Origin of the sequence: Streptococcus sp. OMI870, assembly GCF_047460295.1 — a bacterium.
Taxonomy (GTDB): Bacteria; Bacillota; Bacilli; order Lactobacillales; family Streptococcaceae; genus Streptococcus.
In genome coordinates, this window is record NZ_JASHGM010000003.1 from 227,847 (window position 1) to 240,445 (window position 12,599).

The 12,599-nt window shown below is 38.8% G+C and carries 12 protein-coding genes; all 12 read left to right on the forward strand.

Features of this window, described 5'->3' with window-relative positions:
- The first annotated feature begins 7 nt into the window (after nucleotides 1-7).
- From QM968_RS07285 to QM968_RS07340, 12 genes are read left to right on the forward strand one after another with little or no spacing between them, the layout of a single operon-like run.
- Complete coding sequence (locus QM968_RS07285) at nucleotides 8-586, forward strand: phage tail protein (protein WP_195227219.1); 579 nt, start codon at nucleotides 8-10, stop codon at nucleotides 584-586.
- Between the two features lie 3 nt (nucleotides 587-589).
- Nucleotides 590-859 carry a hypothetical protein gene (locus QM968_RS07290; protein ID WP_061455159.1) on the forward strand — a complete coding sequence of 90 codons (270 nt, stop codon included), beginning with the start codon at nucleotides 590-592 and terminating at the stop codon, nucleotides 857-859.
- Between the two features lie 14 nt (nucleotides 860-873).
- Nucleotides 874-1,248, forward strand: a complete 375-nt coding sequence (locus QM968_RS07295; protein WP_414383269.1) for a DUF5361 domain-containing protein — start codon at nucleotides 874-876, stop codon at nucleotides 1,246-1,248.
- The gene (locus QM968_RS07300; protein WP_414383271.1) at nucleotides 1,248-4,196 is read left to right on the forward strand and encodes a PblA; all 2,949 of its coding nucleotides are present in this window, start codon (nucleotides 1,248-1,250) and stop codon (nucleotides 4,194-4,196) included. Before QM968_RS07295 ends, QM968_RS07300 begins: the two co-directional genes overlap by 1 nt.
- Nucleotides 4,196-4,900, forward strand: coding sequence for a phage tail protein (locus QM968_RS07305; protein ID WP_414383273.1), 705 nt, complete (start codon nucleotides 4,196-4,198; stop codon nucleotides 4,898-4,900). The genes QM968_RS07300 and QM968_RS07305 overlap by 1 nt, the downstream gene beginning before the upstream one ends.
- Entirely contained in the window at nucleotides 4,897-8,985 is a 4,089-nt protein-coding gene (locus QM968_RS07310; RefSeq protein ID WP_414383275.1) for a phage tail spike protein, read from the forward strand. The genes QM968_RS07305 and QM968_RS07310 overlap by 4 nt, the downstream gene beginning before the upstream one ends.
- Nucleotides 8,986-8,997: 12 nt before the next feature.
- Entirely contained in the window at nucleotides 8,998-9,219 is a 222-nt protein-coding gene (locus tag QM968_RS07315) for a hypothetical protein (protein ID WP_414383277.1), read from the forward strand.
- A complete protein-coding gene (locus QM968_RS07320) occupies nucleotides 9,219-9,890 on the forward strand; it encodes a hypothetical protein (protein ID WP_414383278.1) in 672 nt (223 codons plus the stop codon). Before QM968_RS07315 ends, QM968_RS07320 begins: the two co-directional genes overlap by 1 nt.
- Before the next feature lie 18 nt (nucleotides 9,891-9,908).
- A complete protein-coding gene (locus QM968_RS07325; RefSeq protein WP_201037579.1) occupies nucleotides 9,909-10,361 on the forward strand; it encodes a phage holin family protein in 453 nt (150 codons plus the stop codon).
- On the forward strand, nucleotides 10,358-10,687 hold the full coding sequence (locus QM968_RS07330) for a phage holin (RefSeq protein ID WP_061455166.1): 330 nt from the start codon (nucleotides 10,358-10,360) through the stop codon (nucleotides 10,685-10,687). Before QM968_RS07325 ends, QM968_RS07330 begins: the two co-directional genes overlap by 4 nt.
- 9 nt (nucleotides 10,688-10,696) lie before the next feature.
- On the forward strand, nucleotides 10,697-11,443 hold the full coding sequence (locus tag QM968_RS07335) for an SH3 domain-containing protein (RefSeq protein WP_414383280.1): 747 nt from the start codon (nucleotides 10,697-10,699) through the stop codon (nucleotides 11,441-11,443).
- Nucleotides 11,444-11,454: 11 nt separating this feature from the next.
- Nucleotides 11,455-12,246: a hypothetical protein gene (locus QM968_RS07340; RefSeq protein ID WP_414383282.1), complete on the forward strand. Its 792-nt coding sequence runs from the start codon at nucleotides 11,455-11,457 to the stop codon at nucleotides 12,244-12,246.
- Nucleotides 12,247-12,599 lie beyond the last annotated feature (353 nt).

Sequence of the window (12,599 nt, forward strand, 5' to 3'; positions counted from 1 at the left end):
GAATGGAATGGGATCAGAAGCTCAAACTACTCAAACAACATCGTCATCATTAGTGACGACAGCAAAACCTAAAATTGGGGGTGCAATCTATTCAGCACCTAAGGGAACTCCTCTACCAACAGATGCTACAACCGCCTTAAATGCTAAATTTCTATCTCTAGGATATATCTCAGAGGATGGCTTGGAAAACGAAAATAGCCCTGAATCTGAAAACGTCAAGGCATGGGGTGGTGATATCGTACACTCCTCACAAACAGAAAAACCCGATACATTCACTTATACATTAATCGAGGCATTGAACGTCAATGTTCTTAAGGAAGTGTACGGTGCGGATAATGTGACTGGTGATCTTAAAACAGGTATCACTATCAAGGCTAATTCAAAAGAATTAACTAGCCATTGCGTTGTGGTAGATATGGTATTGAAAGATGGTACTATGAAACGTATTGTTATTCCTGAAGGAAAAGTAACGGGTATCGGAACTATCTCTTACAAAGACGCTGAGACAGTCGGATACCAAACAACTCTTACAGCATTTCCAGATGGAGAAAGCAATACTCACTACGAATACATCAAAGGAGCTTAATACATGTCAGAAACTAAATCATTTAAAGGGACTACTAAAACAGGTTTTCCATTCGATATCAGTATGGAACGGATGGAGAACTATGAGGTAGTAGAAACTATTGCTGAAATCGATGAAAACCCTCTTGTACTACCTCGGTTGCTTAAATTGTTACTCGGTGATCAGGTGGCAGCATTGAAAGATCACGTCCGTGGTGAAGATGGAATTGTACCAACTCAGAAGTTGATGGATGAAGTACGGGACATCTTCGAGTCACAGAATGTAAAAAAATAGTAACCCTTTCCAGAATGATCAAAACTGATGAAGATGCTTTGATTTGTGATTTAGCTGAGACGTATCGCATTTATGATTACAGACAGCTACCTGCATATCAGGTAGCTGTTTTTTCATTTGGTCTGCGTGATGATTCAAGGATAAAAGTTGCAATGTCAGGGCAGAATGTACCAACTGATCTATTAATCCAGGCAAGTATGTTGGATCGATTATCTATGCTTGTATGGATGAAAACCAAAGATGGACAACAGGGCAAAAACCGTCCGGCTTCAATGGTTGATAGTCTTCTCAAGGTTGAGAAGGAAAAGGAACAGATGGTATTTACATCTGGAGAGGAATTTGAAGAATACAGAAGTAAATTGTTAGAAAAGATTGGAGGTGGTAGTTAGTGGCGACAGAATTAGGTAAAGCCTATGTGCAAATAATACCTTCAGCTCGTGGGATGAAAGGCATGCTCTCAAAAGAACTTGGGGCGGATATCCCACAAGTTGGTAAGGAAGTGGGCGAGTCGTTGGCCGGAAAACTGATTGGTGTCACAAAAAAACTGATTGCTGCTGCCGGAATTGGTAAGTTAATTCATTCATCATTGATGGAAGGTGCAGATCTCCAACAGTCATTAGGAGGGATTGAAACCTTATTTAAAGGTTCTGCTGATGTGGTTAAAAAGTATGCTAATGAGGCATATAAAACAACAGGGTTATCAGCCAATGCCTACATGGAGAATGTAACAGGTTTTAGTGCCAGCCTTCTTCAATCGTTAGGTGGTGATACTCGGAAGGCAGCAGATGTTGCTAACATGGCTATGGTCGATATGGCAGACAATAGCAATAAGATGGGGACATCTATGGACCGTATTCAAGATGCTTACCAAGGATTCGCAAAGCAAAACTATACAATGCTAGACAATCTTAAGCTAGGATACGGTGGTACAAAAACAGAAATGCAACGCTTACTAGCCGATGCACAAAAATTGACTGGTGTTAAGTATGATATCAATAATCTATCTGACGTGTACCAAGCTATCCACGCTATCCAAGAGAATCTAGACATTACCGGGACAACTGCTAAAGAGGCAGCGACTACTTTTAGTGGTTCGTTCGCATCCATGAAAGCAGCAGCTCAAAACGTCTTAGGGAAACTAGCTCTTGGCGAAGATATTATGCCTTCATTGCATCAACTTTTTGAAACCGTTAAAACATTCCTTGTAGGTAATCTTATTCCAATGGTATGGAATGTGTTGAAAGGGATCCCCCAGGTTTTAGCTGGTGCACTCAGTGAGCTTATGCACATGCTTTTCGGAGACTACATTGGAGAAAGCATTATGAACGATCTTTATGATGTTTTTGATAAAGTAGGAGGAGTGGTCAGCACTATCTATGATATGATTTTCGGATCATTGAGTAAGAAAGATAATATAGATTTTTTAAAGAAGCTAGGAATAAACGAGAAAACAGCTAGTAGTATTGTGAACATTGGTGATAATATCCGTACCATGTTTGAAAATATTGGTGCTGTTATTAGTAACGTTGCCGGGATTGTCGGAGAGTTCATCAGTGACCTTTTTGGACTTGCTAAAAGTAAAGATAGTGTTGGAGGAGTAGCTTCAGCTTTTGAGGCCATTACTAAAGTTTTAGCTGACGCATCAGGTAAGGTAAAAGATTTTACAAAGTGGATGCGTGAGAATAAAACAGTTATGGATATTGTCAAATCTGCTCTAGCCGGAGCCTTAGCAGGTTTTTTGGCATTTAAAGCAATAACAACTATTCAATCTATCATCACAGGTTTCAAATCAGCACTTTTAGCAGTTAAAGGTGCAGTTTTAGCTTTTAACGCTGCAATTGCTGCTAACCCAATAGGAGCCTTAGTAGTTGCTATTACTGCGGTTGTAGCTGCATTAGTCTGGTTTTTTACCCAAACAGAGACGGGTAAGCAGATTTGGAGTGCTTTCGTTGATTTTGTAGTAGGCTTGTGGAATGGTCTTGTAGAGTTCTTTTCAGGTTTATGGACAACCATCTCAGAAGGTGCAATAAACCTTTGGAATGGGGCTGTAGAAGTCTGGAATAGTGTGATTGAAGGAATAAAAATCGCTTGGAATGGAATAGTAGAATTCTTTGTTACTTTGTGGCAAGGTATTTCTAGTACCGCTACAGCTGCATGGACCACAATTACAGAAACAGTAATGGCCATTGTCCAGCCTTTTATTGATGTGTTTATGTCGATTTGGAATGGAATGAAAGATGGCCTGGGTCAGATTTTCGAAGGTATTAAAACAATTTTCAGCGGGGCCTGGGAATTAATAAAAAGTATTGTAATGGGAGCGGTACTATTTATCATTGATTTAGTAACTTTAGACTTTACAAAAATGGGTGAAGATCTAGGATTGATTTGGGAAAGTATCAAATCTGCTATATCAATGATTTGGGATGGTATCTGTACTTATTTTAGTGGGATTATTTCTACAATTATAGGGTACTTCACTGGTGCTTTCGAAGGACTAAAGACATTTTTATCTGGAATTTGGGATTCTATAAAGGGAACTGCAATAGCAATGTGGGATGCTATATGTCAAGCTATTCTCGGCATTATAGATGCTTTCGTAGCTAGCGCAAAAGCTCTTTGGGAAGGTTTTAAATCTTTCATGTCAGGATTATGGGAAGGTATCAAATCTACAGCAATAGGCATGTGGGAAGGTATTAAATCTGGTCTTGGAAGTATTTTCGATGGAATTGTCACTGGTGCACAAAAAGCATGGGATACCATGAAAAACGGAGTTAAAGACCTTTGTTCAGGTATTAAAGGATTTTTCTCTGGCCTAGCAAATATCAACCTTTGGGATGCCGGGAAAGCTATTCTTGATGGCTTCTTAGGGGGATTGAAAAGTGCGTATAATGGTGTTAAGAACTTTATCGGTGGTATTGCAGATTGGATCCGTAAACACAAAGGTCCTATTTCTTATGACCGTAAGTTACTGATACCTGCTGGTAAAGCTATCATGGGAGGATTTGATGCTTCTTTACAAAATAGTTTTAAAGATGTGCAAAGAACCGTTGGAGGAGTAGCTGGATGGATTTCAAATGCATTTACAGGTGATAATTTTGATTTTGGATCAGGAGCATCTTTCAGTAAAGATATCACATCCACATTGCAGATGCCTAACGCTAAATATGACACAACTGAGTCTAGAATGGTATCTGAGATGATGATTCTGAGATCAAGTTTAGATACTTGGCTTGAGAAGATATCAAACAAAGACTCTAATACTTACTTAGATGGAGAAAAATTAGCCATCAATGCCTATCAACGTCAAGGACGAATCATGGCTAGAGAGGGGATCTAATGGCAGTAAATTATCTGATTATCAATACTTTTAACACAAACACTATATCAGATAGTGTGGTGACTGATTTTGGAGATATTAAAGGTGCTATCCCTCGATATGATGAGCAGAAAAAACTATTTGGAATGAATGGCCAGTATAACATTGAAGATGGTGCTTATGATGGATATGAGCGAACTTTGAAGTTGTTTGTTAAGCGATATGAAGATGCTCAAGCTATTATTAACGCATTCCAGAAGCAAGACAATGTATTGGAATTTAGTTATCAGCCTGGGAGCATTTACTATGCCGATTTACTTGAATCAGAAATCTCACCTCATGGCCAAAATAACTGGATTGTAAGTATCAAGGTGTATCAACATCCTTTCAGATATTTAAAAAATGTTCAAGAGGTTGTACTGTCAGGACGTGGGACAATCACTAATCCAGGTACAATTTACTCGGAACCCGTTATTACAGTTGAAGGTCAGGGAGAAGTGACCCTAACGATTGGTAACCAGACAATGGGATTAAATTTATCAGGTGGGGCTAAAATTGATTGTAGACAACGGAAGCAAAATGTATATACATTGGATGGGCAGCTTAGGAACACCTTGCGAACAAGAGGGCCGTTTTTTGAACTGCCTAAAGGAGTTATAGGTGTAACTACATCTGGTAATGTTTCCAAAATCAAAATTCAAGGAAATTGGAGGTATATCATTTGATTTATTTAAAAGAGGGTAATATTCCTCTTAATTTGTGTACGGATGATGACATCAGCCAGCAAGAAAATAATACTTATCAGCTTACCTTCAAGTATCCTGTTAGTGATGAAAAATGGAGCCTGTTACAAAACGAAGTGCATTTGTTAGCAGATGATTTGTCAGGAGAACAAGAATTTGTAATCATTGACATCCAAAAGGAGCACGGATATATCACGGTATATGCCAATCAAGTAGCAACGTTGCTAAACGGATATAGTATCCGCAAGATCAATGTAGATCGGGCAAATGGTTTTACTGTGATGAACAAGCTAGTAGAAGGGCTAAAAAGAGAATGTCCTTTTACTTTCTTTTCTGATATCTCTGAATTACACACTTTAAACATAGAGAATGTATCAGTAATTGATGCACTTCTAAAAGGTCAGCACTCAATTATTGGTCAGTGGGGTGGTGATTTAGTCAGAGATAAATACTCAGTGAGATTGTTAAAAAATGGAGGGATTGAGAATCAATCTCTTTTTATGTATAAGAAAAATCTTTCTGAGTACAAAGAATCCACAACTACTAAATCACTTAAGACTAGAATTCATTTTCGTAAGGTCATTACTGCATCTGGAGAGGGAGAGAAGGACAAAATCCTTGAAGCTACTGTAGACAGTCCACTTGTAGATAAATATAAGCATATCTATGAGGATGACATGGATGTCCAAGATCAAGATGTTAAAACCATTGAGGATTTAAAAGAGTATGGTAAGAAATACTTTCAATCAAGTCTTTGCGATTTGCCCGATGAGAGCTTAGAGATTGATGTGTTGGGTCATGCTGATCAACCAGTAAAACTATTTGATACAGCATCAATTTTTTATGAGTTCTATAATGTTGATATTCGAAAAAAGATTACCAGCTATAACTACAGTCCAATGTCTAAAAAATTGAAGAAGATTGGATTTGGTAAAATCTCACGTTCGCTAGGTGGTGCGATTGGCAAAATCGTTGACGATGTAGTCAAAGAGAAAATCGCTAGTCACGATGCTGAATATGAGGCTAAGGTTCAAAGATTAGTTGATAATGCCAATGCTGAATATGAGAAACGAGCTAAGGAGATTGAAAACAAGGTCACTGATGGCATTGAGGAAGCTAAGGCGCAAGCTAAAGTAGTCAAAGAGGAAATCTCAGCTCAAGTCACTGAGAAAATCAATGCTGCTAATCAGAAGAACAAAACTGAAATTGTAGAAGAGTTCAAAGCTCAATACAATGGCATTGAAGTCAAAATGGAAGGTTTGCAAGCTACTACCGACAAATTAAAGACCAGTGATGCAGACATCCAGAAACTGATCAATGATTTCAAGGATCAAACGCAAAGCCAATTTGTTGGGATCCAAGGCGCACAATCCAGATTTGAGCAAACCACAGAAAAAGCAATTTCTGACCTCACTAATGTGGCCAATGGCAAAGCAGATCGCTCTTATGTTGAACAGACAGTGAATGGCATCAAAGAAGAATTCACTTCAATAGGTGCTGGCGGCGGTCCCAATATGCTCAGGAACTCAAGAGCAGACGAGGGCCTAAAACATTGGACAGAAGCAAATAACAGACTAGCATTCACAGCCCATCAATTCTACTTCAATGGTCAAAAACGAATGTTTGAATTGAGACCTGGTGCAGTCGTTAAAAGCCCACGCTTTATTGTGAAGAAAAATGCAGATTATACATTGAATTTTTTAGGATTTGACAACAATTCAAAAATATTCAAAGTTTACTTCTGTAAGCGAAGAAAAGGCTCAATCTCTGATTTTGAAGAAAAACAGCTAATCTATGATGGTAAACCAAGATGGACAGATGGCCCCATCTTGGATGGAAATAGAGCAATCAAAAAATCATTCCAATTTAATGTTGGAAATTTTGATGATGGCTATCTTCAATTTGAGTACGAACGCAACAACCCAAACAAATGGGGTGGTCTGTTTTTGACAGAACTTGACTTCTATGAGGGTACAAATGACCGCTTGTGGCAGCCTGCACCAGAAGATCAAAATTATCTGGTAGAGCAAGCGCAAGCAACATTTGAGCAGACTATTCAAGGACTATCTACTCAATTAACGAAATTAGAGACTAAGACTGGTCCAACCGGTGAACTTGAACAGCGCATGCTTACCTATTCTGAGAAAGCTGCTGTAGACGCTTTAAAAGCAACAAGGCAGATTCTTGAACAAGGATATGTTGCTAAATCTCAATACACTGAAGATGTAGCTGGAATCACAAGAAGATTTGATGAAATCGTGCAAGCAGGGGAGAACCTGCTTAAAAACAGCGGTAATCCTCAAAATGTGGAGGGGTGGGGATATTATGATCCCGGATTGAGTCCAATAGTAACGGTCTCAACTAATCTAATCTACTACAATGAATCCAGAAAACTCTTTAAGATTGAAAATGCAAGTGACACTATTAAAGCAGCAGCATCTCAGCGCTTCAACATCAAGAGGAATACCACATACACTATTTCATTCGATGCGATTGGCTCAAACAATCTTAAAAATGCCACATTTTACTTTTTGGCAAGGAAGAAAGGTGAGACGGGGAATTTTACAAAAGTATTCACGCTTGCTGACAAGATCACTGTGCCACAAGACAGAATCACACGCTACTATTTCACAATCAATTCCGAAGAATATGATGAAGCATTCTTGCGATTTGACAACACTGGATCATCAAATGGACAGCCAGCAAGTCTCTATTTTGGGGACATTGATGTGTATGAAGGATCTATCAAGAGAGCCTACCAACCGCCAACAAATGATGGTTCATCCGTGATTGAAGCCAAACTTGCTGAATTTAAACAAGGAATTGATGGGCAGTTCACGACATTCTCAACTGAGTTTGGAATGAGGATATCCAGTCAAAATTCTGTCCTCAATGACAAGTTAGATGATTTCAAGGATAGTATCAACGGGCGCTTTGCAAACTATCAAAGCACAGTCAATGGGCAAGTGGCGACAATTGTCAGTCAGCTCGATGGAGTCCTGAAAAAAACAGACATCAACATCACAGATGGCCAAATCTCTTTCGGTACTGGAAAAACCATCAACGGAAGAACCATCAGCTCATTGCTGGTGCAAGAACCGGAATCGATTGCATTGATTGCGAAATTAATCAAGGTAAAAGGGGATATGGTAATTGATGGATCAATTACTAACCGTCACCTTGCCTCTGAAAGCGTTGATACAGGTCACATGAGAGCCGGATCAGTCACTACTCAGATTTTGGCCAGTAACGCAGTAACAGCTGACAAGTTACAAGTTGACTATGCTTTGATCCAGAAATTGCTTGCTAATCAAGCATTTATTAGGGAACTGATTTCACAAAAAGCATTTATTACTGAGCTGAATTCTATCAAGATTGCTGCTGAAAGAGTCCAAGGTGGACGACTGACAGCAAATTCTGGTGTATCAAGTTTTGATCTAGACAATGGAAGATTGTCGTTCTACGATAACTTCACAGGAGTTTTCCGGGATCAGTCAAATGCTTCTAGTCAAGGGCTTTTCTTCCGGAATGACGATGTGACGATAAATGGAAGACGCTACATCAATTCAAAAGCCATTATTGGTGCTGACCGTCGGGACAATGACATCAGAAGTCACTGGGATCAAGGTGGATTCAATGGAATGATTGTTGACACTATTAAGGGAGTAGGTACAGGAGATCATGACAATGCCGATAAAGTCACATTCGTAGGCGATAGATTTAACTTTACTCACTCTTATAATTATGACCAAGCCACTGGAAGCAATCCTTATGGTTGGAGAATAACCACTTGGGGAGGAACAACAATTGCTCCATACGGTACCAACGGAAGAAATACCAATATACAAGCAGGGGACTTTCTTCTAATCAACAACGGAAATAATGGAGTATGGCTCAGACAAGCTTTGAGAACCCTCAGAACAGCGCTTCAGCACTTTGTCAACGCTGGCTTTGCAACAGATGACTTCACTCCACAGAATGGGAAGTCTATGAGAACAGCTCTTCACAGTTCCATCAGAAATGCAGTAGCTAATTCATTAAGGGATTTTGATAAATTCGGAATTTAGAAAGGTAAAACAATGAAAGAAAATACTTATGTAGCAATCATCACAGATTTAGCTAATCAATTGGCTAGTAAATCAATCAACGAAGCTGAATTTAAAGCACGTTTGACAGAAGCACAACAGGAAAAAGCACAGCTCATTCAAGAGCTGGAAACATATCGCTCTGTCCTAGAATCAGATAAGGATTTGATGGACCTTTTCAACGAAATCAAAAATAAAAATGAGGTGACAAACTAATGGATTATAAATTACAATTTAAATCATTTGACCCAGTTGTGAATGCTACTAAAGTAGCAATTAAACAAGATCATCCATATAGGGTGTTCGAAGAAGTTTTACCAAACAACCGCATGGCAGAGGAAGATTCTGCACTAGTCGAAGCAGTGTTAAACATTGTCCGGATGGAATTGGACCCATCTGGTGCTATTGTGGCACTGAAAAAAGAGCTTGATAAGTCTGTTGAGGCTAACAAGGTAGCTATTCAAAAAATCCAAGAACTTACTCTTGAGAACGAGAAGAAAGATACTCAAATCAAAAACAACAAAGCTCTTGCGGATTGGTCTGTCCTCGTGGCCGTGACCAACCAAGACAACCCACTTGATCCAACACTCTACAAGCGAGCGCTTGAGCTTGTGGAAACTGCCCAAGTAGGTAAAACATACAAACCGCATGACATCTTCACCCTCGTAGATCCTGATCATACCGAAAAATTTAGCGAAGGGAAACAGGTACTTGTGCAAGTAAACTATGATTTTACTTACAACGGGGAAACCATCAAAGACCTCAAAGGTCCTCTTCTTCAAAACGGAAAACTTGCAATCTATAATTGGGAAGTGCCAAAAGAAGAGAAGCCGGAAAAACCATCTGAGAATCTTGAAACTCAACCAGTAGCACAACCCGAATCTTAATTGATAGGAGTGTGATTGATGTATCAAGAAGAACCAGATGGTATTTTTGGAATTATCGAAGTGGTCCGTGACTTCTATGATCACGGAATCGACGAACATATAATTGTATTTCTCTTGATGGCCATCGTTGCTCTAGATATCATTCTGGGGGTGTCTAGAGCTTGGGCTTATCATGAATTTTCCAGCAGAAAATGGAGGAAGGGCCTGGTTAGTCATACTGCTATGATCTTAATTGTGGCAATTGGCTATCCCTTCACGTTATATATGAATCTAGCGCCCGTTATTGATGCATTCATCATTTCGATGATGGCAGCTTACGGTTCTAGTATTCTTGCTAGTCTATCAGCATTAGGGGTAGAAATTCCCTTTATCGATCAATACATCAAGAGAAATGTTGATCGTGAAAAATTTCTCTTAAAAGAAGGTTTGGAAGAACCTAAGAAGTTAAAAAAAGGAGCAAAGAAAAAATGAATCAAATCACAGGAATCGTAGTTAATTCACTAATGGCTATTTTTGTCGCTTTCGTCGGAATCGCTGTTAAATCACTCAAAGAGTATCTTCTTACTCGTGGTGGCAAAAAGGCATTGGAAGTAGTAGAAATCCTGGCAAAAAATGCAGTAAATGCTACTGAGCAAGTGGCAGGAACATTAGGAATTCATGGAGCTGAGAAACTCGAGCATGCAAAAGGCTGCTTGATTAATGGGCTAGAATCTCAAAATATTTATCTGACAAACGAAGAACTTAATACTTTCCTTGAGGCAGCTGTAAAAAAAGCTAACGAAGAATGGAAAAAGTGAGGTATTCTTATGGCAACAAGACAAGAAATTATTCAATTTATTATTGATTTAGCAAATTCTGGTATGGGTGTAGATAAGGATGGTTTTGCAGGGACACAATGCGCTGATCTGCTCACATATCCTGCAAAGACTTTCTTTGGTATTGATCTATGGGGCAACGCTTCAGAATTGCTTGATTCAGCGGAACAAGCAGGCTTAGAAGTGCATCGTATGCCTACAGATAAAAATCCTAAAGCTGGTGCATTCTTCACAATGGATGCTTGGTTTGGTGGTGTAAACTTTGGACATTGTGGAGCAGTAATCGAAGATTCAGATGGTTACAGTATGAGAACTGTTGAGCAAAATATTGATGGCAACCTTGATGCTCTTATTGTGGGGGGACCTGCCCGTTTTAATAGTCGTGGATTTGAAAATGTGCAGGGATGGTTCTATCTTACATACTCAGATACTCCGTTAAGCGAAAACTTCCAACCGCTTAGCGAAACCCCTAAAAATGATGAAATGGAACTTATCCCAGAGAATGGAACATTCATTGTCGGTGATGCTGCCATCAATGTTCGCCGTGGGCCAAGCCTTAATAGTGAGATTGTGGCTGTCTATGATCCTAACGAAAAAGTCCAATATGACTATAAAGGATCGGCAAATGGCTATCGATGGATCTCGTACATTGGTGAGTCAGGTAACCGTAATTACATGGCAATCGGGCAGACAGATGAAGAGGGTAACCGTATCAGCTTGTGGGGGGATTTAGAATAAGGAGGATTTGAATGATTAGATCAAATTCAACTAATCTTAACCGTATAAAAGGGGGAGAAGTAGTTAAACAGGGGGACTTCTCCTCTACTTTTGAATATGAGCTACTTGACTACAAGTATAATAAATTCGATAATCTAGATGGTCAAAACGCTACAATCAAGTTAGCAAACAAAAAGGGGAAGTTAGAAATTAATGCCATAGTAGAGAAATCGAAGGTGAATTTCAGGATTGAAAAAATCTTACCTGCTGGTATTTACCTGGTAGAAGTACAATGTGGAGAGTATGTGTTTCCTAGTGATCAATCTGTGAGATTGGAAGTCACACAATCAACAGAACATTTCAATAACTTAGAAGATATTGAAATGGCGCAGCTTGATATCAAAAAAGCAGTTGAAGACTATCTCAAGCGTATTAATTTTGTTGCCTATGATGACAGCACTATAAAGCGTGAAATTAGAGAATTAAAGGATAAGACACAAGGCCAGATTATTGATATAGCTCCTCTTGAAAGTAGAATTGCTAGCCTTGAGAGTAGGACACAAACAGAGACTATAGATCTCGTTCCTTACCTAAAAACAGAAACGGCTTACACATTATTTCCAACTTACGCAACCCTTCAAGCACAAATGACCTCTAACATCAAGACAAAGCATCTTGAATTGGGTCTTGATTCGTTAATTGAGACCAAATTGAGAAATGGAGATGATCCATATATTACAAACCATCATATTGAGACCTGGTATACAACTAAGGCTGAATTCAACGCTCTGGTATCAAGGGTACAGGCTTTAGAAAATAAATAGTAATCTACTAAAACTATAAAGTTGTTTGGTATTTCCATTACAATAGACATTTTTTAAAATGTCTGTTATAACAGACAACATGTTATCGTTTTGTCTGAGTAATTGATACCCAAAATGATACCCAGATTTTATAAACATTACATTTTTTTATAACTATTTCATCATGAAAAGCTTGAATTAATAAGGCTTTTAATCCTATTTCTAAAAATGTGGTATAGTGTTCATTAAACAAGTTTCTGTTTACCCAATCGCAAAATAAAAAGGTTCTGTGAACCTTTTATTCCGAGTCTTGAAATAGTAAGGCAAGGAAGCTAGGAATAGCAAAAAGTAAAGCTTTCTGATTTATCAGAAGG